19 protein-coding genes and 3 tRNA genes are annotated in these 26,214 nt (G+C 38.7%); 9 read left to right on the top strand and 13 right to left on the bottom strand.

Annotated features, from left to right (window positions below; translation table 11 throughout):
- Nucleotides 1-44: 44 nt before the first annotated feature.
- From hflX to tsaE, 6 genes are all read right to left on the bottom strand, one after another.
- Nucleotides 45-1,328, bottom strand: a complete 1,284-nt coding sequence (hflX, locus tag GWI59_RS08930; RefSeq protein ID WP_072064580.1) for a ribosome rescue GTPase HflX — start codon at nt 1,326-1,328, stop codon at nt 45-47.
- 94 nt (nt 1,329-1,422) lie between these two features.
- Nucleotides 1,423-1,710 (bottom strand): RNA chaperone Hfq, encoded by a 288-nt coding sequence (gene hfq / locus GWI59_RS08925; RefSeq protein WP_006535760.1) that lies wholly within the window; start codon nt 1,708-1,710, stop codon nt 1,423-1,425.
- 109 nt (nt 1,711-1,819) lie between these two features.
- Nucleotides 1,820-2,761 (bottom strand): tRNA (adenosine(37)-N6)-dimethylallyltransferase MiaA, encoded by a 942-nt coding sequence (gene miaA / locus GWI59_RS08920; RefSeq protein ID WP_072064581.1) that lies wholly within the window; start codon nt 2,759-2,761, stop codon nt 1,820-1,822.
- Nucleotides 2,730-4,742 carry a DNA mismatch repair endonuclease MutL gene (gene mutL / locus GWI59_RS08915; RefSeq protein ID WP_161670983.1) on the bottom strand — a complete coding sequence of 671 codons (2,013 nt, stop codon included), beginning with the start codon at nt 4,740-4,742 and terminating at the stop codon, nt 2,730-2,732. The genes miaA and mutL overlap by 32 nt, the downstream gene beginning before the upstream one ends.
- A gap of 23 nt (nt 4,743-4,765) precedes the next feature.
- On the bottom strand, nt 4,766-6,091 hold the full coding sequence (locus GWI59_RS08910) for an N-acetylmuramoyl-L-alanine amidase (RefSeq protein WP_072064582.1): 1,326 nt from the start codon (nt 6,089-6,091) through the stop codon (nt 4,766-4,768).
- A gap of 13 nt (nt 6,092-6,104) precedes the next feature.
- Complete coding sequence (gene tsaE, locus GWI59_RS08905) at nt 6,105-6,572, bottom strand: tRNA (adenosine(37)-N6)-threonylcarbamoyltransferase complex ATPase subunit type 1 TsaE (RefSeq protein WP_072064583.1); 468 nt, start codon at nt 6,570-6,572, stop codon at nt 6,105-6,107.
- Nucleotides 6,573-6,800: 228 nt separating this feature from the next.
- Between tsaE and queG the strand changes: the two genes are divergently transcribed.
- Complete coding sequence (gene queG, locus GWI59_RS08900) at nt 6,801-7,955, top strand: tRNA epoxyqueuosine(34) reductase QueG (RefSeq protein WP_109847962.1); 1,155 nt, start codon at nt 6,801-6,803, stop codon at nt 7,953-7,955.
- Nucleotides 7,956-8,671: 716 nt separating this feature from the next.
- Here queG and GWI59_RS08895 read toward each other — a convergent pair.
- The 4 genes from GWI59_RS08895 to orn form a co-directional block, all read right to left on the bottom strand.
- Nucleotides 8,672-8,747: transfer RNA gene (locus GWI59_RS08895), tRNA-Gly, on the bottom strand.
- 35 nt (nt 8,748-8,782) lie between these two features.
- Nucleotides 8,783-8,858 (bottom strand) — tRNA-Gly (locus GWI59_RS08890).
- A 36-nt stretch (nt 8,859-8,894) separates the two neighbouring features.
- Nucleotides 8,895-8,970: transfer RNA gene (locus GWI59_RS08885), tRNA-Gly, on the bottom strand.
- Between the two features lie 166 nt (nt 8,971-9,136).
- Nucleotides 9,137-9,682: an oligoribonuclease gene (gene orn, locus GWI59_RS08880; RefSeq protein WP_006535770.1), complete on the bottom strand. Its 546-nt coding sequence runs from the start codon at nt 9,680-9,682 to the stop codon at nt 9,137-9,139.
- A gap of 115 nt (nt 9,683-9,797) precedes the next feature.
- Between orn and rsgA the strand changes: the two genes are divergently transcribed.
- The 8 genes from rsgA (at nt 9,798) to GWI59_RS08840 (ending at nt 22,403) form a co-directional block, all read left to right on the top strand.
- Entirely contained in the window at nt 9,798-10,856 is a 1,059-nt protein-coding gene (gene rsgA, locus GWI59_RS08875) for a small ribosomal subunit biogenesis GTPase RsgA (RefSeq protein ID WP_072064585.1), read from the top strand.
- 87 nt (nt 10,857-10,943) lie between these two features.
- Nucleotides 10,944-11,840, top strand: coding sequence for an archaetidylserine decarboxylase (gene asd / locus GWI59_RS08870; RefSeq protein WP_072064586.1), 897 nt, complete (start codon nt 10,944-10,946; stop codon nt 11,838-11,840).
- Nucleotides 11,841-11,862: 22 nt separating this feature from the next.
- Nucleotides 11,863-15,198 (top strand): miniconductance mechanosensitive channel MscM, encoded by a 3,336-nt coding sequence (gene mscM, locus GWI59_RS08865; RefSeq protein WP_072064587.1) that lies wholly within the window; start codon nt 11,863-11,865, stop codon nt 15,196-15,198.
- A 1,315-nt stretch (nt 15,199-16,513) separates the two neighbouring features.
- Nucleotides 16,514-17,389, top strand: a complete 876-nt coding sequence (locus GWI59_RS08860; protein ID WP_161724498.1) for a LysR family transcriptional regulator — start codon at nt 16,514-16,516, stop codon at nt 17,387-17,389.
- A gap of 204 nt (nt 17,390-17,593) precedes the next feature.
- A complete protein-coding gene (locus tag GWI59_RS08855) occupies nt 17,594-18,115 on the top strand; it encodes a fimbrial protein (protein ID WP_161724495.1) in 522 nt (173 codons plus the stop codon).
- A gap of 58 nt (nt 18,116-18,173) precedes the next feature.
- Complete coding sequence (locus tag GWI59_RS08850; RefSeq protein WP_109399680.1) at nt 18,174-18,833, top strand: fimbrial biogenesis chaperone; 660 nt, start codon at nt 18,174-18,176, stop codon at nt 18,831-18,833.
- 12 nt (nt 18,834-18,845) lie between these two features.
- Nucleotides 18,846-21,371 (top strand): fimbria/pilus outer membrane usher protein, encoded by a 2,526-nt coding sequence (locus GWI59_RS08845; RefSeq protein ID WP_161724492.1) that lies wholly within the window; start codon nt 18,846-18,848, stop codon nt 21,369-21,371.
- Nucleotides 21,372-21,380: 9 nt separating this feature from the next.
- A complete protein-coding gene (locus GWI59_RS08840; protein WP_161706900.1) occupies nt 21,381-22,403 on the top strand; it encodes a fimbrial protein in 1,023 nt (340 codons plus the stop codon).
- Nucleotides 22,404-22,473: 70 nt separating this feature from the next.
- Here GWI59_RS08840 and yigL read toward each other — a convergent pair whose 3' ends face one another.
- The 3 genes from yigL to recQ are packed head-to-tail and all read right to left on the bottom strand — an operon-like array spanning nt 22,474 to nt 26,139.
- Nucleotides 22,474-23,274 (bottom strand): sugar/pyridoxal phosphate phosphatase YigL, encoded by an 801-nt coding sequence (yigL, locus tag GWI59_RS08835; RefSeq protein WP_006535787.1) that lies wholly within the window; start codon nt 23,272-23,274, stop codon nt 22,474-22,476.
- A gap of 12 nt (nt 23,275-23,286) precedes the next feature.
- Nucleotides 23,287-24,291 (bottom strand): lysophospholipase L2, encoded by a 1,005-nt coding sequence (pldB, locus tag GWI59_RS08830; protein WP_109847967.1) that lies wholly within the window; start codon nt 24,289-24,291, stop codon nt 23,287-23,289.
- A gap of 18 nt (nt 24,292-24,309) precedes the next feature.
- The gene (gene recQ / locus GWI59_RS08825; RefSeq protein ID WP_109399684.1) at nt 24,310-26,139 is read right to left on the bottom strand and encodes an ATP-dependent DNA helicase RecQ; all 1,830 of its coding nucleotides are present in this window, start codon (nt 26,137-26,139) and stop codon (nt 24,310-24,312) included.
- Between the last annotated feature and the right edge of the window lie 75 nt (nt 26,140-26,214).

Raw genomic sequence — 26,214 nt, 5'->3', positions numbered from 1 at the left:
TTCGTCGCCAGCTCTCAGTTAATGTTCATTTTTATGGCCGAATATCAGACCACGTAATCCAATAAATTGGGTTCCTGCTTGCAAAGGCGGCGCCAGTCTATCATAGGCATACGTATGATTAGTCCAACTTTACCGTCTTTTTCAATCCATTCACGTTCTATTGACTGTAATTGATAAAAGCGGCTACGCAAGCGCCCTGTATCTTCTGGCGGTAAACGTAATTCAAAGTGTGCGATCTCACCTGAAAGACGTTCTGTCAACGCCTGATACAACAGAGGAATACCTTCGCCTGTTTGTGCCGAAACCCAAACCCTAACGGGTAAGTTTTCTTCATTTCGATCAATTCTTGGAGTGAAGTCTTCAAGAAGATCAATTTTGTTCATAACATGCAGTGTTGGTATCTCTTGAGCATCAATCTCTTCTAATACACTTTCAACGGCATGAATATTTTCCTCAAAACGACTATCTGCTGCATCAATAACATGAAGAAGTAAGGTTGCTTCTCGTGTTTCTTGTAAAGTGGCTTTAAAAGCAGCAACAAGATCATGAGGTAAGTGTCGAATAAATCCAACAGTATCGGCTAATACAACCGTTCCCACATCCTCAACTTGAATACGTCTTAATGTAGGATCTAATGTTGCAAACAACTGATCTGCTGCATATACATCAGAGCAGGTGATATGATTAAATAAACTCGATTTCCCCGCATTCGTGTAACCAACAAGGGATAATGTTGGAATATCAGCTTTACTCCGCGCTTGTCGTCCTTGTTCACGCTGACGCTCAACTCTACCCAATCGCATTAGAATTTGACTAATTTTACCTCGGAGTAAGCGGCGGTCTGTTTCTAGCTGAGTTTCGCCTGGTCCTCGTAACCCAATCCCCCCTTTTTGTCTTTCAAGGTGAGTCCACCCTCTGACTAAACGGGTTGACAAGTGACGTAACTGGGCGAGTTCTACCTGTAGTTTTCCTTCATGGGTTCTTGCTCTTTGAGCAAAAATATCAAGGATAACTCCCGTGCGATCAACCACTCGGCATTCACAAAGTCTTTCCAGATTTCGCTCTTGTGCAGGTGTCAGTGCATGATTAAATAAAACAACATCTGCACCACTTGCTTTTACAGCCTCGGCAATTTCTTCTGCCTTACCTTCACCCACATAATATTTGGGATGAGGTGCTTTACGATTTCCTGTAATAATCTGAACTGGCTTAACACCCGCAGATGTCACCAAAGATTCAAATTCTTGCAAATCATCAACGTTCTTTTCTTGAGAAAAGAAGACGTGCACTAAAACGGCTAATTCGCCACCTTCATAACGATCAAACAAAGGCGAAACCTCTTGGACTTTATAAAAACAGGAAAAAACATAGGTAAAGTCTCCCTACCTATGTTTTTCTTATATCAAGAATAATATTGGATTATTATTCTGCAACATCATCCTGCTGAGCAGCACCACTATTGTAGCCTGTACCAGTTTGGTTCGTGCCTGTATTGCTATGATGAGAAACAGGACGCGAAGGTACCACGGTAGAGATAGCATGTTTATATACCATCTGACTGACTGTGTTTTTCAGCAAAATAACAAATTGGTCAAAAGATTCGATCTGACCCTGCAATTTAATGCCGTTTACCAAATAGATAGAAACGGGAACCCTTTCACGACGTAATGCGTTCAAGAAAGGATCTTGCAAAGATTGCCCCTTAGCCATTCTATGTTTTCCTTATTTTGTTGTTTTATATTAGAACCCAATTGGTTCGAAAAATGAACTACTCAAAAATTGCGCTTTGGCAACTATCAATTTTACACAAACCTACCATCTATGCACTAACTACCTGCAAAACAGTGTCAAGAGATTGTTTTGGATCTTCACTGTCAAGCCAGTGAATGTTATTCCAACCCCTTAACCAGGTGATTTGTCGCTTCGCTAATTGCCGGGTCGCGCAGATCCCTCGATAAACCATCTCATCATAATCTATTTCGCCTGATAAATATGACCACATCTGGCGATAACCGACACAACGTACAGAAGGTAGATCTTCATGCAAATCGCCCCGTTCATACAATGATTTTACTTCATCTTCAAATCCACACGTTAACATCTGTTTAAAACGAGCTTCAATGCGTTGGTGAAGAACATTTCTGTCTTTCGGAGCAATCGCAAATTGATAAACATCATAGGGCAAAGACTCGCCTGATATTTTTGTCAATTCCGTCATTGTCTTACCTGAAATCAGGTAAACTTCTAACGCACGAGAAAGCCGTTGAGGATCATTAGGATGGATCCGTTGCGCTGCAACAGGATCAACTAACGCTAACTCTTTATGTATTGCCTCCCACCCTTGCTCTGCTGCTTTTTTTTCTATTTCAGCACGAACATCCGAATTGGCACTAGGTAAAGGCGATAGACCTTCAAGTAACGCTTTAAAATATAGCATAGTCCCACCCACTAATAGTGGAATTCGTCCAACTGCAGTAATTTCTTCCATTGCATTTAATGCATCTCGTCGAAAATCTGCAGCAGAATAGGGAAATGCGGGGTCTAGAATATCAATTAATCGATGTGGAGCAAGCGATTGCTCATTCGCATCTGGCTTTGCTGTACCAATATCCATACCACGATAGATAAGAGCTGAATCCACGCTAATAATATCTACAGGCAGTTTCTGTCTCAGTGCAATTGCTAATGCTGTTTTACCTGACGCTGTAGGTCCCATTAGAAAAATTGCTTTAGGTTTTATTTGCGTGTTCACTTCGCTCATTATTTAATGCCACTACCACCGGTTGTAAATCAATTAATTGTAATAAGTTTTTTGCTGGCTGTCTGACATATTGAGGACAGAGTCTTTCAATATCAGCCAATAGTCCTACTGCTTGAGCTTGCGACCATTGCGTCTGCTCTGCCCCTAATTGTTTTGCAAACCACTGTCCAAGTTGTTGCTCGGTACAAGATTGCTCTGCTGACAAATAAGCGAATAATGCTGTCAGTAACACGGGTAAATTTTGCTGACGCAAAGGTAACGACACTGCATGTATTGTTGCTTTACCGTGAGAAATTTCGATAACGATCCCGAAATGACTGATTAGCGACTGAAACTGATTGAATACACTAATCTCCTCTTTACTCAACGCCAACTTTAAAGGCACTAGCAAAGGTTGTGGCTTCAATGTTTCATCTTTAGGCAGTAATTGCGCACATTTTAACAGAAAATTAGCTTCTTCCAATGATAACAGCCCAAGACCTTGTGAAGATTCTATTAACGCATATTTGTGCTGATAAATTGCCAATACTCGCCCAAAAGTATAATCAGTTTGTCCATCTTTCGCATTGACGGAACGAGGCATCACCGAAATAGTATCTTCTTCGATATTATTAGTTGTATGAACGATTTCACCTAAATTCAATGGGGCACGCTCAGGAAATAGGGGTATTTTTTCTTTATCTTTTGATGTTGATACACTTTCTTGCATCATTTTTTGATAAAGCGCACCTTGTGTCCGCTGATAACTTTCACCAAACTGATGGCGACCTCCAAATTGAGAGGCTTGCTTTTGATGTGAGTTACTGTTGTGCTCTCGTTCACTGTATTGGTGTGATGATGATCGATTTGACGGAGTTTGAGCTATTGGTGCTTGATAAGGCTGAGAAAATACGTTTTCACCTGCAACTTGACGATTTTCAGGGAAGTTTAACGCTGTTTCGTGTTCTTCTTCATCATCTGAAGCTAATGATAAAGGTTCTTGGGTTGCTTGTCGTAAAACACTCAACACACCTTGATAGATAAAATCATGAACCAAGCGAGATTCATGAAAGCGAACTTCATGTTTAGCGGGATGGACATTAACATCGACTTGGTGAGGATCAACACTTAAATACAAAATGTAAGAAGGTTGCTGTTCTCCTTGCAAATAACCTTCGTAAGCTTGGCGAATAGCATGATTAATTAATCTATCACGCATCATTCGTCCATTCACATAGCAATACTGAATTTCACTACTTTGCACTGGTGATAAAGGATGTTCTACCCAACCTTTTATTGCTAAATCACCATGTTCCCACGATAACTGCATTGATTGATTGACAAAATTATTACCACAAATCGCACTCAAACGGCGATTTTGCTGACTTTCATCTTTTACTGCACGGTATTGCCGAACACGTTTGCCGTTATGAGTAAGATTGATAGTGACATCAAAACGCGATAACGCAATTCTACGAATCACTTCATCAATATGTGCAAATTCTGTTTTTTCAGTCCGTAAAAATTTACGTCTTGCTGGCGTGTTATAAAACAGATCAAGAACTTCAACCGTACTTCCCACAGGATGAGCGGCAGGTTTAATGGTGACTGCCATATCTCTGCCTTCTGCGTAAGCTTGCCATGCTTCTTCTTGATCTTGAGTACGCGATGTCAGGATCAAACGGGAAACAGAACTAATGCTCGCTAATGCTTCTCCACGAAACCCCATACTCATTATGGCTTCAAGATCGTCAAGAGTTGATATTTTGCTAGTTGCATGGCGAGCAAGTGCTAACTTCAAATCATCACGATTGATACCGCATCCATTATCACGAATACGAATTAGCTTAGCGCCACCTTTATCGATATCAATATCAATCGAGGTCGCGCCTGCGTCTAAACTATTTTCCAGCAGCTCTTTAACAACAGAGGCTGGTCTTTCAACAACTTCCCCTGCGGCAATTTGGTTTGCAAGCTGAGGAGGTAATAAATTTATCGCCATTACCTTTATTCCATTCTACTCAATCAATTAGGCGCGTTTTGTAAAGGGTGAGCCAGAAAATAATTTCTTAAACCTGCGTGAATAGATGCCGCGAGTTTTTCTTGATAAGCATTAGAAATCAGTAACTGCTCTTCTGACGCGTGGCTGATAAAACCTGTTTCAACTAAAATTGAAGGGATATCTGGTGAGCGTAAAACCCCTAAGCTGGCATGTTCTGGTGTTTTCTTATGTAATGAACCCACTTTTCTTAGCTCAGACAATACAGCAACGGCGACGTCATAACCCACTCGCTGTGAATTACCAAACTGCAAATCGAGCACCGTTTGACTTAAATAAGGATCAGCACCTTCTGATAAAGCATCACCAGCACCGCCTAACAATTCTGATTGTTTTTCACTTTGTTCAAGCCACTTACCTAATTCGCTGTTTGCTCGACGATTAGAAAGCACCCACACAGAAGCGCCTCTTGCACTACGATTTGGTGCTGAGTCAGCATGAATAGACACTAACATATTCGCACTTTGTTTACGGGCAACTTCAGAGCGCCCCGCAACTGAGATAAAATAATCACCACTGCGTGTTAGAACAGGTTTAAACATAGGATCATTACGTAATCGAGCTTCCAACTTTCTTGCTACACTTAATGTCACGTCTTTTTCACGATTACCTTTCTGACCAATCGCCCCCGGATCTTGCCCACCATGTCCTGCATCTATCGCAATAATAATTTGGCGAGAGCCCGCTTGTGGTTTTGATGGAGTGGTGCGAGGTTTCACAATAGGAGCAACTGGAGCAACCTCTGCTTTAGGTGTCATGGTTAAAGGCGCCATTTCTCTATTTGTATTTGAGGCTGATGCCGTCATTGTTGTCGGTGATAACGCAACAACAGTGACTGTTGATTGTGCATTGCTATTTTGTCGACTATTCATAGCCTTGATAGTAAGCACTAACTTATATCCACCACCTACATTCACTAAACTCTCCGTCACCACAACGGGCTGAGCAAGTTCTACAACCATACTTTGGTATTGGCTATCTTTTGATTGCGTTGAGCGGATTTTATGAGCTAACTGCCCATTACCTAGTATTGCCGGTAATCCCGTGATTTTTGTGCTCTGTTTAAAATCCATCACCAAACGGTCAGGACTTTTTAATGAATAATATCGATAACTCGGCTTCCCATCACTAAACGTAAATGTGAGAATTGTTGCTGAAATGCTGTTTTCTGCTTTCACTTCTGTCACAGTAGCGGCTTGTGCTGTTTGCACAAAAAATAAAGACAAAACAACCAACAGAAAGGCAACAACATAGCGCTGACTTTGACTCACAATAGTAATGAGACTCGACATAATCAATATTCCTTTATGCAGACTGAATACGGGATAAAACAGTATTCCCTCTTTGTGAAAGGGCAACAAAACGCGCTTTTCGACCTTCATCTTCATAACTTAGATGAAGTTCTAAATCCGCGTTAGGTAAAAAGCCTTCGCCTTGCGATGGCCATTCAATAAGGCATAACGCATCTTGCTCAAAATAATCACGTATCCCCATAAACTCCAACTCTTCAGCAGAAGCTAAACGATAAAGATCAAAATGATAAACCGGATTTGGCGACAGCATATAAGGCTCAACTAATGTATACGTTGGGCTTTTTACATGTCCTTGATGACCCAGCGCTTGTAAAAAGCCGCGGCTAAAGGTTGTTTTTCCAGCACCAAGATCGCCATATAAATAAATGATCAATCCGTGATGCTCCGTTGCCATTGCAACAGTACGCCCGAGTTCAACTGTTGCCGCTTCATCTTCTAATGTAACAACCCATTCTTTCATATTTATATAATCTATTGTTAAGTTATAACAGCTTAATAAAGTGAGATCGTTGGAGAATATCAAATACTAAGCTTTATATGTTTTCTTAAGGCAAATAGTTATCGAAATCACTATCAAATAACCATACCATAAATCTATTTATTGCGAGGATTTTTCCTACTGCCTCACTATGATACACTGCGCGCTCTTAGGACTCACCTCTTACCTATTTATTGATTTGGTTTATTCATGTCATCACTTGATCTTAATCTTCTCGCTCAAAACATAAAATTATGGGGCTCTGAGCTAGGTTTTCAACAAACAGGAATATGTGATACTGACTTATCACTTGAAGAACCTCGCCTGCAAGCGTGGTTAGATAAGCAATATCATGGTGAAATGGCATGGATGGAAAAATATGGAATGACACGAGCCAGACCTCACGAATTGGTTCCGGGTACATTACGTGTTATCAGTGTCAGAATGAATTACCTCCCTACAGATGCGGCTTTTGCACGCACCTTAAATAATCCAGAACAAGGCTATATCAGCCGTTATGCGCTTGGTAGGGATTATCACAAAGTATTAAGACAGCGTCTTAAAAAACTCGGCGAAAGAATTTCACAATATTGTCAGCAATTTGAATATCAAGGGATAGTCAACTTTCGTCCTTTCGTTGATTCAGCACCGATTATGGAGCGCCCATTAGCCGTTAAGGCTGGGCTTGGTTGGGTTGGTAAACACTCACTTGTGATTAACAATCAAGCAGGCTCTTGGTTTTTCCTTGGTGAACTACTGATTGATTTGCCATTACCTACTGATAGTCCTGTTGAAGAACAATGTGGTAAATGTGTCGCCTGTATGACAACCTGTCCGACAGGTGCCATTGTTGAACCTTATACCATTGATGCTCGCCGTTGTATTTCTTATCTCACCATCGAGCTCGATGGTGCTATTCCTGAAGAATTTCGCCCTCTAATGGGTAATCGTATTTATGGTTGTGACGATTGCCAGCTTATCTGTCCTTGGAATCGTTTTTCATCACTGACTGACGAAGACGATTTCTCCCCAAGAAGAGCGCTTCATACCCCAGAATTACTCGATCTGTTTCAATGGAGTGAGGATAAATTTCTGCGTATCACCGAAGGTTCCCCGATCCGTCGTATTGGCTATTTACGTTGGCTTAGAAATATTAGCGTGGCGTTAGGAAATGCACCTTATCAAGATAAAATTATACTTGCCCTGCAAGAACGCTTTGGATTGAGTGATGTGTTAGATGAACATTTAAACTGGGCGATTGCACAACAGACAGCGAAGAGAAATGAAAAAGAAGTAAAAATACAGACTTCACAACAAAAACGCTTAGTAAGGGCGATAACTAAAGGCTTACCTCGTGATGCTTAATTTTTAACAGATTAAACACATTACGAGTAACCATTAATTTCCTCTGTGAATAAAATAAAAATCCCTTGTCTATCAACATGAACAAAAAATTCAAGCGAACTAAGACCCAAAATTTAAAAAAATAAAATAAACTTAGTTATCAATTAGATATAAAATCCAATCAATTTATTGAAGAGAATAATATCCTTATCACTTAAGGATACGTACTTGTGGATAACTCTGTGCAGTAAAAAAATAAATAGTGCTTAGATGCGGTTATTATTAGCATCTCACTGTGGATAAATCGATTTGGAAAGATTTTAAGAATAGTAGAATATATATCACATTTTTTTAAAGAAAAGCCTGAGAAACCCTTTTCTTTTTCTAAAATACTATTCAATGCATGTTTAACAGAATAAAGGCCTAAAACCTAAAAAATGATCTTGCCTCTGATTTCCCCTCTAAATGAGGAAAGGCGCACATTCTAGTGCTGTCAAATTAGAAATGCAAGCAAAGATCAAAGATAGATCACAAAAAAATAGCTTGATCTTACATGTAGTAATGACATTTTCTTTTTTGAACAAATATTCCGCACGCTCTTTTTACGCGTATTAAGTTACATCCCTCAATCTGCACCCTAAAACAGTGTAGTCGATATTAAAAAATGTGAGAGAAAAAACTTAAAATTTCTTTACGGGGATTAAAAATGAGATTTGGTAAGACAGAAGAGAAAAACTTGGAGCGGGAAACGAGACTCGAACTCGCGACCCCAACCTTGGCAAGGTTGTGCTCTACCAACTGAGCTATTCCCGCATTTGGTAAGTTTTGACAATCACTAGTAAAATATTTGGAGCGGGAAACGAGACTCGAACTCGCGACCCCAACCTTGGCAAGGTTGTGCTCTACCAACTGAGCTATTCCCGCGTCGCATAACACCACTAATAACTGTCTAAGAAAGATTGGAGCGGGAAACGAGACTCGAACTCGCGACCCCAACCTTGGCAAGGTTGTGCTCTACCAACTGAGCTATTCCCGCGTCTTTCTTACACCCGTACAAATAAAATTCTTCATCGGTACGGGAAGCGCATTATACGAGAAAAATGCTTAACCGCAAGCCCTTATCAACAAAAAAATACGTTTTTTTGATTACATGCCGATAAAATCATCATAGTGATGTAATATCAATCATGAATGCACGCTTTTTACTCTTTAATAAAGGTTTTACGATAATAAGCAAGCTCTGCAATGGATTCACGAATATCATCCAATGCCTGATGAGTATTCTTTTTCTCAAAACCTTCTAAAATTTCAGGTTTCCAGCGACGTGCTAATTCTTTTAATGTGCTCACATCAAGATAACGGTAGTGAAAATATTGCTCTAGTTCTGGCATATAACGATATAGAAAACGTCTATCTTGCCCCACACTATTACCGCAGATAGGTGATACGCCTTTCGGTACCCATTTTTCTAGGAATTCAATAGTCGCTTTTTGTGCTGAATTATCATCATATGAACTGGCTTTTACGCGCTCAACTAAGCCGCTACCTGTGTGGGTACGTGTATTCCATTCATCCATTAAGCTTAATTGTTCATCAGATTGATGTACTGCAATTACTGGGCCTTCGGCTAAAATATTAAGTTGAGGATCTGTCACGATAGTGGCAATTTCTATGATACGGTCACATTCAGGATCAAGACCTGTCATTTCCAGATCTATCCAGATCAGATTGTTCTCGCTTTTTGACATAATATATCCTAGCTGTTTCTAAGTGTGAGACATGATATTTTAGCGTTTATCATAGCGCGTTTACTCAATAAGCACGATAGAAGAACATCTAACCGAATAATACAAGTGAGGATCGGTGACAAAACGTAAATTATCTAAAGGCCAGCAACGCCGAGTACAAGAAAATCATAAAAAGCGTTTGCAGAGCAAAGAGAAAAAAAACCACGTTGAATTAGACGATACGCAATTAGGCGAAGCAACCGAAGGGCTAGTGATCAGCCGTTTTGGTCAACATGCAGATATCGAAGCAGCTGACGGCACAATTACACGATGCAATATTCGACGCACAATTTCATCACTGGTAACGGGTGATAAAGTTGTTTGGCGCCCTGCGCTACAAACACAAGAAAATGTCCGCGTAAATGGCATTGTAGAAGCCGTACACGAACGAACTTCAGTGCTTACTCGTCCTGACTATTATGATGGTATTAAGCCTATTGCCGCTAATATTGATCAAATTATTATCGTTTCGGCTATTTTGCCTGAACTTTCGTTAAATATTATCGACCGTTACCTTGTAGCATGTGAAACGTTAAATGTTGAGCCTCTAATTGTTCTCAATAAAATCGATATGCTAGATGAAGAAAGCCGTAAGACCGTTAGTGAATGGATGCAAACTTATAAAAATATTGGTTATCGTGTCCTTGAAGTCTCTAGCTATACCAAAGAAGGATTAGAAGCACTGACTCAAGAGCTTATTGGACGCATCTCTATTTTTGCAGGGCAATCTGGTGTTGGTAAATCGAGTTTACTTAACACGCTGTTACCACCAATGGAAGAAAGCATTGTTGTTAATCAAGTTTCTGATAACTCTGGTTTAGGTCAACATACCACAACAGCATCACGCCTTTACCATTTCCCACAAGGTGGCGATGTAATTGACTCTCCGGGTGTGCGTGAATTTGGTTTATGGCACTTAACGCCAGAACAAGTAACAAAAGGTTTTGTTGAATTCAGGCCGTATCTTGGTGGTTGTAAATTCCGCGATTGTAAGCACTTAGACGATCCGGGTTGCTTAATAAGTGAAGCGGTGAGAAACAACGAAATTGCAGAAACGCGATTTGAAAATTACCATCGAATTTTAGAAAGTATGAGTCAGGTGAAAGTTCGTAAGAACATTAATTTAGACTCTTAACAATTGATTCACTGACAACCCTATTAAGGGTGAGTACAATAGACCCCTTTTGTCTATTTTTATCGTTTAATCCCAGAGGTTGCCATTTTGGACAAGCTAAAAATTAAACTACAGTATTTATTGCCTAAATTATGGCTAACACAGTTAGCTGGCTGGTTCGCAAATAAAAAAGCGGGCGCTATCACCCAGTTTGTTATCAAGGCTTTTGCAAAAGCTTATAAAGTTGATATGAATGAAGCGAAAGATAGCCAGTTTCAAGCTTATTCCACTTTCAATGACTTTTTTATTCGCGCCTTAAAAGACGGTGCTCGCCCTATTATTGAAGGTAATGACAAACTTGCATTACCGGCTGATGGTGCAGTAAGCCAACTTGGTCCAATTCAAGATGATCAAATCTTGCAAGCCAAAGGACATCACTACACCCTTGAAGCATTACTTGCTGGTAATTTTATGTTGGCAGATAAGTTCCGTAATGGTCAGTTTATTACGACATATCTTTCACCTCGTGATTACCACCGAGTTCATATGCCTTGCGATGGTTTATTAAAAGAGATGATTTATGTTCCAGGTGATCTCTTCTCTGTTAATCCATTAACGGCGGCTAATGTCCCTAACTTATTTGCACGTAATGAACGTATTATTTGTCTCTTTGAAACACAATTTGGCCCAATGATACAAATTTTGGTTGGTGCAACAATTGTCGGTAGTATTGAAACGGTTTGGTGTGGCATGGTCACGCCACCTCGCGAAGGTATTATTAAACGTTGGACATATCCTCAAGCAGATAAAGCAGGAGCGATATTCTTGAAAAAAGGTGAAGAGATGGGTCGATTCAAGTTAGGCTCAACAGTCATCAATCTTTTCCCAGAAAATACCGTTCAATTGAATAAAGATCTTATGAATGGCTCCGTTACATTAATGGGAGAACAATTGGGTTCCATCATTAATGTCGCTGGTAATGACAACAATGCCATCAGTGAATAACACGTAATTCGGAGTAACCTTTGTGCGCCTGATAATCAGTCTTTTCTTCTCGCTTTTTTTGACATTTTCATTCAGTACATCCGCAATATCAGCAGATGTAGAAAAATTGCGTCAAGATATAAAACAACTTGAAGGAAGTACCAATCCTCAAGATATTGAGACAGTTCAGGCGCTACAAGGCACTATCAATTGGATTAATGATGGTGAAAAAGCGCAAGCAAATGCAGATAATTATCAAAAAGCTATTGATGATTATCCAGAGATCACGAAAGAACTCAGAACCAAGCTTCTTGAAGAAAGCCACTCAGTTCCAACTATCCCAGAAAAAATTAGCATTCCTGATTTAGAACAGAAAATTATTCAAGTCAGTAGCCAATTAATGGAGCAAGCAAGGCTTCAACAACAAGAGCAAGACAAAAGCCGAGAAATTAGTGAATCGTTAAACTTATTACCCCAACAGCTTTCTGAAGCACGCCGTTTACTCAGTGACGCGACAGCAAGACTCGCGGCTGTTAGTGCGTCAACAACACCGTTAACAGAAGCACAAAATAAGCTCACACAAGCGGAAGTTACCGCACGTAAAGCCATGGTTAATGAGCTTGAAATGGCACAACTTTCAGCTAATAACCGCCAAGAAATCGCTCGCCTTCGCTTAGAATTGTTTAAGAAACGCTATCAGCGCCTTGATGTACAACTACAACAATTACGCAGCTTATTAAATATAAAGCGCCAAGAAGTCGCTGATCTCGCATTAGAGAAAACAGAGATGTTAGCGGAGAAAGGTGGTGAGCTTCCTGAGTTTCTGACAAAACAGATCCAAACTAACCGTGAACTCTCTCAAATCTTGAATAAACAAACACAGGAAATGAGCGAACTGTCAGAAAAACAGCGCATTACTACACAACAGACACAACAAGTTCGTCAAACACTCACCACGATCCGAGAACAAGCACAGTGGTTAAGTGGCTCGACAGCATTAGGTGAAGCATTAAGAACACAGCTTTCCCGCTTACCCGAAATGCCTCGTTCACAAGAGCTTGATAGAGATATCATTCAATTACGTGTTGAACGTTTACGTTATGAGGATATGCTGGAAAACTTAAGTAAAATCCAGCCGCCAGAAACGGCTGATGGTTCTAAATTACCTGAAGCTCAGCAATATATTTTTGATTCTCTTATCCAGGCACGTCATGAATTATTGAATTCGTTGCTATCTGGTTATGACTCTCAAATTCTTGAATTAACAAAACTAAAAGTTGCGACAACACAATTAGCCGATGCTTTAAAAGAAACAAAAGACGCGACAAACCGTTATATGTTCTGGGTTGCTGATATGAGCCCAATCAAATTTAATTATCCAGTTCTATTAGTTAAAGATATCACTCGACTGCTTTCATTAGATACCTTTTCACAATTAGGTCATGCTGCTATCAGCATGCTTAAAAATCAGGATACGTTCCTATTCTTATTTGTCACTTTATCCATTGTGGGCTTTAGCCTGCGCACTCGAAAACATTACAACGCATTCCTTGAAAGAGTCAGCAACCGTATAGGTAAAGTCACTCAAGATCATTTTTCACTGACGATACGCACCGTTTTTTGGTCTATTTTAATTGCACTTCCGCTACCGCTGTTATGGTCTGCGGTCGGTTATGGCTTACAAAGTGTTGAATGGCGTTATCCAATGGCCGGCGCGATTGGCTATGGTGTAACAGCAGCCGCTCCCGTGTTGTGGCTATTTATGATCAGTGCAACCTTCGCACGGCATAACGGCCTGTTTATTGCTCAATTTAAATGGAAAGAGAGCCGTGTTAAAAAAGCAATGCGCTTTTACCAACTCTCTATTTTTGTCATCGTTCCGCTGATGATGTCATTAATTACCTTTGAATATTATAGCGATAGAGAATTTGCACCGACGGTCGGTCGCTTCTGTTTCTTACTACTCTGTATCGCCCTAAGCTTTATTACGTCTAGCCTTAAAAAAGCTCACGTTCCGCTTTATCTTGATAAACATGGATCTGGCGATAACCTGATCAACACCATTTTATGGTGGTTCTTACTGGTTGCGCCTGTTATTGCAGGTTTAGCCGCCGTCTTAGGTTACCTTTCTACCTCGATTGTCTTGCTCGGTCGTTTAGAAATGTCTGTCGCCATTTGGTTTGCTCTACTGATTATCTACCATATTATTCAGCGATGGATGCTTATTCAGCGCAGAAAATTAGCCTTTGAACGTGCTAAACAAAAGCGTGCAGAAATTCTGGCACAGCGCGCAAAAGGTGAAGATGAAAATACGATTGTCGGAAGCAGTGGTGAAAGCACAGTAGGACTTGAAATTGAAGCTCAAGAAATAGATCTTGATGCGATCAGTGCGCAATCTATTGGTTTAGTTCGTTCTATTCTGACTATGATTGCATTAGTCTCAATGATCTTATTGTGGTCTGAATTAAACACAGCGTTCTCTTTCGTCGACAATATCCGACTTTGGGATGTCACCTCATCGGTGAATGGTGTTAACACAGTGCAACCTATCACCATGGGCTCTATTTTAGTGGCGATCCTTGTCATTATTATTACAACCCAATTAGTTCGAAATCTCCCTGCTTTACTTGAGTTGGCTATTTTACAGCATCTTGATTTAACGCCCGGTACAGGTTACGCCATTACCACCATGACCAAATACACCATCACCTTAATTGGTAGTATCGTGGGTTTCTCTTTATTAGGGATTGAATGGTCAAAATTACAGTGGCTAGTGGCAGCAATGGGGGTCGGATTAGGTTTTGGTTTACAAGAAATTTTTGCCAACATCATTTCAGGTTTGATGATCTTATTTGAAAAACCAATTCGTATTGGCGATACCGTTACCATTCGTAATTTGACCGGAAATATCTCTAAGATCAACACGCGAGCAACTACGTTAACCGACTGGGATAGAAAAGAAATTATCGTACCGAACAAGGCCTTTATTACAGAGCAATTTATTAACTGGTCACTATCAGATTCAATTACGCGTATCGTAATGACAATCCCAGCACCTGCAGACTGCAACAGTGAGCAAGTGACCAATGTGTTATTAGAAGCCTCAAAACGTTCTACGATGATTTTAGAAAACCCTGCGCCTGAGGTTTATCTGGTCGATTTACAGCAAGGTATTCAAATTTTCGAACTACGTGTTTATGCAGCAGAGATGGGACACAGAATGCCAGCAAGACACGAGATCCATCAAAATATTCTCTTAGCCTTTGCAGAACACGGTATTCCATTACCGTTCCCACCATTCCAAGCAAGAGTGGATATGATGGGTAATACAATTCGCAGCTCAATGCGCGCAACACCAAGAGAAGTCGGTGGATTATAAGTTCGGCTTCAATTAATTTGATAAAAAGCCATTATCTTATAGAAAAATTACGAAAGATAATGGCTTTACTCCTTTCTTTCTCATTTTTTCAACCTCTTTTATGACGCTTTCTTCACCCTATACTGTGTATCTATTTCTCTTATAGCTCATTGATTGTATAAAATTAATCCGCTTTTTCTTTTTAGTCTCTTCTTTCTAAAAAAAGAAAATTATTTTTTGATTTTTTGTTTAATAAAATTGATAAGTAATAACTCAAAGAAACTATCTATCACTCGATGGTAATATGAAGATAATAAAGTGAGCATCATAAAGAGAGTGTTACTTTCTCTGGTGAATATTATTAATACAGTATATTTTTCTAACCAAACACCAATTCAGCCAGGTGATAAAACGCCATTTTGGATACGGCATTTAATTTATCTCAAGGTGAAATGTATTTTATCTCACCTTTATTATTTTACTGCCTCATTAACGACACTGAGCGCTTAACTAAAACCAACCTCCAGTTATTGACCTAAATCATATTTTTACGTTTTTACACTTAATTTAACTCCCTCAACGAGTAGAAATTGCTTTTTGTTAGCTTTTAACTTTTAAATTATTATCTTTAGCTGATCAGTTTGCCTACCTAAGTTAAATAAATTAAGCCATTTATAGCTAACAAAACTTAGCGTCTGCATTTAAAATACCAGCAGCTTTACATATTAAAATATCTCTGCATCCCCATATTTAACACTGAGCACAGTCTAATTTGGATTATCACATAGTATTTGTTATCAGAAGTGATCTTCTTTTTCTTTCTTTAATCATTTTAAGCTAAATATAGAAATATTTAATCTTTTAAGTTTTAATACTAAAAAAGAATAAGAATAAATTAAAAACAAAAAGTAAAACAATTAAAAATAATAAATTTAAGAAAATTAAAAAACAAAGAAACAAAAAATACCAATTAATTTAAAATCGTAAATTAATATAATTAAAATTATAAATGAATAAAAAACAGAACAAATAAAAATATAGATATAAAATCTCATTAACTATTATAAATAATACTTTTAATTATATTAAAAAAAGAATAAAAATGTTCCACATCTTATTTATAAAATCATATTATAAAATAATAAAAAATAAAAAATAATAAATATCTCTTCTAAAATTTTTTCTATTGATTGAAAAATAACATTACAGCTTATAATGTTAATATTTTTTAAACTTGATTTAAAAATGAGTATTCTTACCTATTAACAATGCTAAGATATATTGCTAGCTTCATTTTTAATGAGTATTAAATAAACAATAATAAGAAGGTTCCATTATGGAAAAATCCCGAACGACTCTCGATCAGTGGATTACCTTACAAGCCGTCGTTGACTACGGTGGCTTTGCTCAGGCCGCAGATGCATTACATAGAACACAATCATCAATTAGCTATACTATCAATAAATTAGAGCAAACTTTAGGAGTTGAAATCCTCTCTTTAGAAAAAAGACGTGCAGTACTCACTCACGAAGGTAAATTGTTACTTGAACTCTCTAGAGAAATAACTGAAAAAGCAATCTCATTAGAAAAAAAAGCTAAAAATTTAATGTTTAACAACAAGTTAAAGATAAACATAGTCATCGATCCTTTATATATTTCAGCTCTTTTCTGGAATAAAATTTCCCAATTTATTAAAGAAAATAAACACTATGATATTAATATTCATAAAACAGCACTCAGTAAATCAGATATTTTAGCGCAAAAAGATCAAGATTTGGTAATAACACATTATAATGTGAAATCACTACAACCCATTGATTTAGAAAGTATTAAAACAGTATTAGTCACACATCCGAAGAGTGTTTTACAACATCTTCAACATGATGAGTTATCTAAGGAGTTACAAAGACATACCTATATTTCTCTACTCGCTGATGGCTCAAATGCCGATCATAATAACCAAGTTATTCAAGTGGGCTCTGTGGAAACAGCAATAAACTTTGTCAAGCAAGGTCTGGGTTATTCTCGGCTTCCCCTGACCGTTGTTCAGGAAGAGTTGAATAAAAATACGATAAAACAATTAAATATACATAGTGAAGATAAAGAATATAAATTCTACCTTTATTTGAATAGAAATTCATTTTCAACAGAAGATATAAAAAGCTTATTATCCTTAATAAACAATCCACATCAAAATTTAATTATTGATTAATTAAACGTTATTTTTAATTTTAAAAACGAACATTAAACAATTTGATATAAAGACAAAAAAACTCATGTAAATCTTTATTAACTTAAATTTTTTGTGATGTTATATTTTATTGGCATATTCCCTATGCGAATAAACTAATACTTAAATCTATACTTATAAATAAATTAAAAAGTAACAATAACTACTTTTTATATAGGACCGCTCATGAGCAAATTAAATAAATCTCTCTATTTATTAGGGATGAGTCTCTCTCTACTTTCTGCACCTGCTGCTTTTGCATCGGGCACAATTAACTTTACCGGAGAAATAACAGATCAAGCCTGTACAGTGGATAGTTCTTCTAAAAATCTAACTGTAAATTTAGGAAAAGTATCATCAAAAAGTTTAGCAACAAAAGGGGAAGTTGCTGGCCTTAAAGATTTCACAATCAAACTGATTGATTGCCCTGTCAATACCACTGTCTCTGTCCGTTTTGGCGGGACTCGTGATGCCATTGATAGCGATATTTTAGCCATTGATCAAGTTTCAGGTGGTGCGACAAATGTGGGTATCGCTCTCTTTGAAAAAGATGCCGTATCTCAAATAAACCTATATGACGATTCGAAAGAAGTCGAAATCAATGGAACTGAAATTAACTTAGATTATGTTGCACGCTACAAAGCAACAGCACAAGCAACACCAGGGCCAGCTAACGGATCAGCCGTTTATAGCATCCAATATAAATAATAAAAACGAGGGTAATACTTATTACCCTCTTATTTCCCTTAATCTTGTGGCGCCATTTATGAAAAAGAATATTTTTCTAACTCTATTTTTATTATTTTCTCTCATAACGGTAAGCCATGCTGCTGGAATAAGTGTGGGGGGAACTCGGTTTGTTTATAACGATAATGCTCGTGAAATAAGCATTCCTATTCTAAATACCGATAAAGAAAAACCTTATCTTATCCAAAGTTGGGTCTCTGCTTTTCAAGGTACAGAAAAAACGCCTTTTATTGCAACACCCCCGCTTTTTCGTATCGAACCTGATGGCACAGGAACTGCACGTATTTCCTATACTGGTGAACCGTTAAATTCAAATACTGAAGTCGTCTATTGGCTGAATATAAAATCAATTCCACCTGTTGAAAAAAGTCCTGAAAATCAATTACAACTAGTGATTAACTCTCAATTTAAACTCTTTTTACGCTCTCATGATATTGAGCCACTTAATTTTAATAACGTTGAGTTATCCAAACAAAGCCAAGGGTTGGTGCTTAATAACAAAACACCTTATCACCTCACGATTAAACATATTTTTATTGATGATAAACGCTACCCTTACGACCCTTTAATCAACCCTCATCAAGAAGTAGTGTTACTTAAAGAGAGTCCTATTTCCCAGAAAGTCACTGTGCAGTTTATTAATGACTACGGTGCAACTGTAGATAAAGTATTAAATTAAGAGTATAGAGTTATGACTTTATCCATCATCGCGTTATCTACAAAACGATTATCGGTATTTCCTGCTGATAATCTCTATCGCCACTGTGTACTAGCTATGGCAATAGCCTCTATTTTATTTCCTTATCAGGTGATTGCTGAAGAGCAATTTAACCCTGATGCACTCAACTTAGGAATAGAAAATCAAGTCGCAGATATTAATAGCCTTGATTATTTTTCTTATGCGGGAGGACAGCTTCCTGGTGTCTACTCTGTTGATATTTATCTCAATAATAAATTAATCGATAATCGCCAAGTCCGTTTTATTTTCGATGAAGAAAAAAAGGTACTGACACCTGAACTCACCAAACAAGATTTATTAAATTGGGGAGTAAAAGAGTCTGTGACTTCGCAATTTAACCAGCAAGCGAGTACATCAACAGTTACCGATATTGCTAGCATTATTCCGAATGCAAAATATGAGTATGATTTTTCACGAGCACGTTTGTCGTTTTCTATACCACAAATTGCTTTATACAATTATGGGCAAGGCTATATTCCACCAGCACAGTGGAACGATGGCATAAATGCCGCCTTTGTAAATTACACTTATCGTCAAAATCAATATTGGTATCGTGACCAAAACAACAGTAACTCTATTTTCTTAGGATTACGAAGTGGTGTTAATGTTGGCGCTTGGCGTTTACGTAACCACAGTAACTACAATAAAAATAGTGATAACTCATCTCAATGGAATAGCTTGCAGACTTATGTTGAGCGAGATATTCGTCGTTTAAAAAGTCGTTTAACTCTCGGTGAAACGGCTTCTGATAACGATGTATTGGAGAGCATTCCTTATCGTGGTATTAAATTAGCTTCAGATGAAAGCATGTTGCCACAAAGCCAACGTGGATTTGCTCCTATCGTCAGAGGTATCGCGCAAAGTAATGCTGTTGTCACCATTCGACAAAATAACAGCATCATTTATCAGACCTCCGTTCCACCGGGTGAGTTTGCTATTTCAGATTTATATCCCACTTCTTACAGCGGTGATTTACAAGTTACGATTGAAGAAGCCGACGGAACAACCCGTACTTTTTCACAACCTTTTTCTGCTGTTCCCATGATGCAACGCGCGGGTAGCTTAAAATACAGTGTAGATATTGGTAAATATTATGCAGATACGGCTGCGAGGAAACCTAATTTCTTTCAAACCTCAGCTATTTATGGACTTCCTTACAATCTTTCCATTTATGGTGGCACATTAATCTCTGCTGATTATCAAGCTTATGCGTTAGGTACAGGAGTTAATCTTGGCTATTTAGGTGCCGTTTCTGCGGATATAACTCACGCGAGAACAACCTTAATAAATAACGATGAAGCCCAAGGGCAATCTTATCGTGTTCAATATTCTAAATATTTACCTGATACTAAAACGGGTTTTTCACTGGCTTCTTATCGCTATTCAACAAAAGATTATTACGATTTCTCGGCAGCTAATGAACGTTTTTCTCATCTTTATCGTAAGAAAAAACAGTTCCAGTTATCCGTATCACAATCTTTAGGAGATATGGGTTATCTCTCATTAAATGGTTATCAACAATATTATTGGTATCAAGACAGAGTCGATCGCAATATGAATGTGAGTTTTAACTCAAATTATCGAGCTTTAAGTTATAGCGTCTCTTATGCTTATAACAAGCGTCAAGAAAGTGGGTTAACCGATCAGATTTTATCTATTAATTTTAGTCTTCCGTTTAATGTTGCTCAGAATAACAACTGGTTAAGTTATCGCTATAACACCAGTAAACAAGGTGATTCTATTAGCTCAGTGAGTTTAAGTGGTACTCAGTTGGAAGATAACAACCTGCAATATGATATTTCACAAAACTACAATCATTCTCGTCAAGAATACAGTGGCTCTGTTAATGGCAACTACAGTGCTTCAGGGGGCGAAATCAGTGCGGGTTACAGTTACGACAAACGTTATCAATCAATGAATTGGGGGGCAACAGGTGCACTTTTGGTTCATCAAGGTGGGATCACGCCATCGCGAACCATTTACGATTCTGCCATTTTAATTAAAGCAGAAGACGTTGATAACTTAAAAGTCAGTAGCGCACAAAGCCTTTATACCAATGCTCAAGGTTATGCTGTTATTCCTAATGTTTCACGTTATGAACGGAATAAAGTGACGGTTGATCCGGCTTCTTTAACGGGGAATAACGACGTTGAATTAACATCGACAACCGTTATTCCAACTAAAGGAGCAATTGTCTTAGCCGATTTCAAAGCAAGAAAAGGCGCTCGTGTACTTGCAAACTTGCACTACAACGGAACACCACTGCCATTTGGTACTCAAGTTGAAATTTATAAAGACGATCAGGTGCTTTCAAGTGGAATTGTGGCCAATGATGGTGAGGTTTTCTTAAATGGCGTACCCGAACACAGCCAGCTACGAGCTAAATGGGGCAACAGTGCTGTTGAACAGTGCCAAACGACGTTAAATGTGGATCTTGCCTTAGAAAAAATCCAATTTTTACAACTTGAATGCAGATAGGTGATCACAATGAATAAATCTATAACTTTTGGTTGTCTGTTTGCTATTTTGTATACATCAACCACATTTGCAGAATTTAGGGCTGAATTTACCACTAAAACGGTCACCTATTCTGCTCCTATTTATGTCTCACGTTCAGCGCCGATTTTAACCGAAATCGCTACTATTCCGTTAGGAACGATGAACGCATGGACATGGTGGAACCTCTCCGGTAGTGCAGTAAGACCTGGGATTTATTTACCGGGCTCTTTAAATGCATCAAGCCCAAAAGTGAATGGCGCTTATGTCAAAGAACTTAACAGCAGTGGTGTAGGTTATACCTTACATGGCACCATTAACGGGAGTTGTAGTGGCTCTGCTTATGTCGATGGTCAGCAAAATATTGATGGTAACTACAGTAATCGCCTTATTTGCTCAACCTATGCTACCAGTGGTAATTATTCTGTTTCATTAGAAATGAAGCTTTATAAATTACGAGATAATGTAAAATCACAAACCATCCCTGCTTCATGGGTGGCAATGTTAATTATCTACAACAATGGCTTTATCACTAGTGACTATGTGGGGAAAGTAGAACCCAAAATTAACCTCTCATCATTAAATATTATCTCAAGTGGTTGTGATGTGGTGAATAACAACATTAATGTCCCACTCGGTGCAGTTCCTAAATCAAGTTTTAACGGTGTTGGCTCTGTAAGCCCCGAAAGTATTAAAAATTTTAATATCGACTTGAGTTGTGATCCTGTTTCACCAATCAAAATTCGGTTTGAGGGCGTCGCTGATGATCAACAAACTGCTGGAACCATTGGTTTAAGTAATCCAACAGACAGCAATACTGCCAAGGGTTACGGTATCCAAGTTAAATATAAAAATCAGCCTATTAAGCTAGGACAACTCATTACTGTGAGTGAAGAAAATAGCGGTGCAGGGAGTTATTCTATCCCTTTGGAGGCAGGCTATATCCAAACCTCTGATACAACGAGCGCAGGCAAAGCCAATGGGACATTACAGTTTACGATGCAATATCACTGACGAAATGTAGACAGATTTAAAAAGAAAAAGGCGAACAACACATCTTCTTCGCCTTTTTCTTTAGAAGGGATCACACTTGGTATAACTTACGTAAATAATGAGGAACGGCTTCATCCGCGTTAGTACCGATCACTTCCATATTGGGTAGCAGATCTTTTAATGCCTGATGGGCATTTTCCATAATGCAGCCTTTACCCGCTATCTTGAGCATCTCTTTGTCATTCATACCGTCGCCAAACGCGATAGCATCTTTCGCAGAGTGTTGCATCAGTTCAGCTACTTTCTCTAGCGCCTCACCTTTAGATACACCACCAGCCATCACTTCTAAACAATTACGCAGTGAGAAACTCACATTGACCTTATCACCCCAGCGCTGATTAATTTCATTCTCTAGCTTCAGTAATAGCTCATGATCCTCAGAGGTGAAAAAGACCTTACAGACATTGGTGGTCGGGAATCCTGTTTTACAATATAACTCATAGCTAAAGTCTGATTCTCGAAAAAACTCACAAGCCCCCGGCATCTCTTTATTAACATACCAATAGTCACTAGCATAAATATTAGTTTCAATTTCAGGGTGATCAAAAACCATAAGAGCCAAGTCATAAGCAATTTCAGGCTCAAGATCTTGGCTAAAAATAAGGTCGCCATGCGTGTTATGCACTCGTGCACCATTAGAGGTTATCATATAAGCGTTAATGCCTAATCCATCACGAATTTGAGCAACATCAACATGATGACGACCTGTTGCGAATACAAAATGCACCCCTTTATTAATAAGTAGGTGCAGGGTTTCTTGCGTATAGGGAGTTAAGACATGATTAGGTGATAACAACGTGCCATCAAGATCTGAAGCGACTATCGAATACATACACATTCCTGATTAAAATAAATGCTTATCATAAAACTCACAGATTTCATTTAATGCTTGTGAGCGTAGCTTATCTATTTCGAACAAGATTTCATGATGCGCACCCTCAATCACCAGTGGCAATTTTTGTTTTTCTTCTCTTGTTCTGGACTGACTATAACGTTCACAGAAAGCCCTTAGCTCTTGATTATCTACCACCTTATCAAGCTCTGCTTCGAGCACTAATAGAGGGGTATTAATCTCTCCCGCATGTTCAATTAACCAATCTCCCATTTTTAGACTCTCTCCCATCCAATGATAAGTAGGTCCACCTAATCGCAGTTCTGGAAAATCAGCATAATAACGTAAATATCGGCGATATCGCTCATGGCTATGTGTTAACACATTAAGGATAAATGGCAGTGGAAACCATTTACCTGTTGATACCGCGTAATTATTTCTTTCAGATTGATTCTGTTCTGCTCGGTTAACTAAAAAATTAGCCACCCAGCGAGGTATGGGTAATTTAATACCAAACATCGGCGCACTTAATGCCGCAGCTTTAAAAACATGAGTTTGCTTTAGAAGATATCCCGCTAAGATTGCCCCTCCCATTGAGTGAGCTAATGCAAAATAATGCGGGTATTGAAAAGGCAGCACTATCGTATCGACGAACGTCGAGAAATCATCGATATAATCACTAAATTTCTCTACATGTCCTTTTTGCGTATCTTCTAACAGTCTGTCAGAAAGCCCTTGTCCTCGATGATCGAGAAGAAAAACATCATAGCCTGAGTGAAAAAAATCGAATGCAACTTCAGGGTACTTTACATAGCTTTCACTACGGCCCGAAGCAATAACTAGAGCTTTATTGTGCGATGGTGAACGCCAATAAACATAGCGAATTTTGGCGCCATCAACACCAACAAACTCACCTTCTTCGCGTTGCCCCCAAAAATCCAATAAGACGCCGTTCGTAAATGCAGAAAACTGCTTTTCACGCGATAACCACGAATATTTAAACAAAGTGGTTGTCATTGACTCTCCTTATTAGCGTTATTCAAAGCCCTCAATATGGTCACGAATGAGTGTCATAAAAGCAGGTCCAAATCGTTCTAATTTTCGTTGTCCGACACCGTTTATTAATAATAACTCATCAGGATAAACAGGGCATTGTTCTGCCATTTCAATCAATGTGACATCATTAAAAACGACAAATGGTGGAATATTTTCTTCATCAGCAATAGACTTACGCAATTTACGTAGTTTCGCAAATAATTTTCTATCGTACTGTCTATGGGTATTTTTTGTTTGTTGATTACGGCTTTTTGTCGGGCTTAATAATCTAGGCACGGCTAATTGTAATGGCACTTCACCACGTAAGATGGGTCTTGCCATTTCTGTCAGTTGTAATGCAGAGCGATGGACAATATTTTGTGTCACCATACCTAAATGAATAAGCTGGCGGATCACACTCACCCAATGTTCATGGCTTTGCGCTTTACCAATACCATAAACAGGTAATGTATCGTGTCCCAAATCCCGAATACGCTGATTATTCGCACCTCTTAAAATTTCAACAATATAACCAATACCAAAGTGCTGACCAGTACGATAAATACAGGACAATGCCTTTTGTGCATCCACTAAACCATCATATTGCTTAGGGGGATCAAGACAAATATCGCAGTTACCACAAGCATTTTGTCGATGCTCATCGAAGTAATTTAGTAACACTAAACGTCGGCATGTTTGCGCTTCAGCAAATGCTCCCATTGCGTTGAGCTTATGCATTTCAATCGCTTTTTGGTCGCTTTCTGGCTTTTCATCTAAACAACGACGCAACCACGCCATATCGGCAGGATCATAAAATAATACCGCTTCCGCGGGCAACCCATCTCGCCCTGCTCGTCCTGTTTCTTGGTAATAAGATTCAATATTTCGCGGAATATCAAAGTGAACGACAAATCGGACATTGGGTTTATTAATGCCCATACCAAATGCAACAGTGGCAACCACAATTTGCAAATCATCACGTTGGAAAGCTTCTTGCACTTTAGCACGTTGTGCAATTTCCATTCCAGCATGATAACCCGCAATACTTAATCCTCGTTTACTCAGGCGTTCTGCGGTTTCTTCGACTTTACTGCGACTATTACAGTAAATAATGCCTGATTTTCCTTTTTGGCCACGAATAAATAGCCAAAGCTGATCGAGTGGTTTGTATTTCTCTACTAAAGTGTAGCGGATATTCGGTCTATCGAAACTGCTGATATGAATTAAGGGATCACGCAACACTAGCTGATTAATAATATCGTAACGTGTTGTATTATCGGCCGTTGCCGTCAGTGCAATAATAGGAACGTCAGCAATATATTGTCTTAATAATCCTATACCGCGATATTCAGGACGAAAATCATGTCCCCATTGTGAAATGCAGTGCGCTTCATCAACGGCCAGTAATACCGGTTTCCACTGCACTAATTGATGAAGAAAACTCTCCATCATTAAACGTTCAGGGGCAATATACAGCAGTTTTATTTCACCCTTTTGACAACGTATTTGAACATCAAGCTGCTCTTCACGCGTTTGGGTTGAATTTAAATAAGCCGCTTCAATACCATGAAGGCAAAGTTGATCAACCTGATCTTTCATCAGTGAGATGAGTGGCGAAACAACCACTGTCAGCCCATCAAGCAATAAGGCGGGAATTTGATAACAAAGAGATTTACCACCCCCTGTCGGCATCACAACTAGACAATCTCTCCCAGTTGTAATGGTATGGATGACTTCTTGCTGACCAGGACGAAATTGCTGATACCCAAAGGTTTCTCGCAAAATAGCCTGTGCTGATGGCATTGAGTTAAGAACTTCTGCTGTGGACACACCGTTCCTCTGAAAAGCTGCTGATAAAAACTATGATGAGGAGTAAAAGAAAAGGCACCAATGTGAAGGTGCCAT

It is taken from the genome of Proteus sp. G2673, from assembly GCF_009915125.1.
In the GTDB taxonomy this organism is placed as follows: Bacteria; Pseudomonadota; Gammaproteobacteria; order Enterobacterales; family Enterobacteriaceae; genus Proteus; species Proteus penneri.
Note: the sequence above shows the minus strand (reverse complement) of the source record. Positions and strands in the feature narration are given on the sequence as shown.

Coding starts and splice junctions, on each gene's coding strand:
- hfq (WP_006535760.1), bottom strand. CDS start 1,710: ATGGCTAAGGGGCAATCTTTGCAAGATCCTTTCTTGAACGCATTACGT.
- GWI59_RS08840 (WP_161706900.1), top strand. CDS start 21,381: ATGAATAAATCTATAACTTTTGGTTGTCTGTTTGCTATTTTGTATACA.
- pldB (WP_109847967.1), bottom strand. CDS start 24,291: ATGACAACCACTTTGTTTAAATATTCGTGGTTATCGCGTGAAAAGCAG.
- mutL (WP_161670983.1), bottom strand. CDS start 4,742: ATGGCGATAAATTTATTACCTCCTCAGCTTGCAAACCAAATTGCCGCA.
- GWI59_RS08845 (WP_161724492.1), top strand. CDS start 18,846: ATGACTTTATCCATCATCGCGTTATCTACAAAACGATTATCGGTATTT.
- yigL (WP_006535787.1), bottom strand. CDS start 23,274: ATGTATTCGATAGTCGCTTCAGATCTTGATGGCACGTTGTTATCACCT.
- miaA (WP_072064581.1), bottom strand. CDS start 2,761: ATGAGCGAAGTGAACACGCAAATAAAACCTAAAGCAATTTTTCTAATG.
- orn (WP_006535770.1), bottom strand. CDS start 9,682: ATGTCAAAAAGCGAGAACAATCTGATCTGGATAGATCTGGAAATGACA.
- GWI59_RS08855 (WP_161724495.1), top strand. CDS start 17,594: ATGAGCAAATTAAATAAATCTCTCTATTTATTAGGGATGAGTCTCTCT.
- queG (WP_109847962.1), top strand. CDS start 6,801: ATGTCATCACTTGATCTTAATCTTCTCGCTCAAAACATAAAATTATGG.
- GWI59_RS08910 (WP_072064582.1), bottom strand. CDS start 6,091: ATGTCGAGTCTCATTACTATTGTGAGTCAAAGTCAGCGCTATGTTGTT.
- GWI59_RS08850 (WP_109399680.1), top strand. CDS start 18,174: ATGAAAAAGAATATTTTTCTAACTCTATTTTTATTATTTTCTCTCATA.
- tsaE (WP_072064583.1), bottom strand. CDS start 6,572: ATGAAAGAATGGGTTGTTACATTAGAAGATGAAGCGGCAACAGTTGAA.
- GWI59_RS08860 (WP_161724498.1), top strand. CDS start 16,514: ATGGAAAAATCCCGAACGACTCTCGATCAGTGGATTACCTTACAAGCC.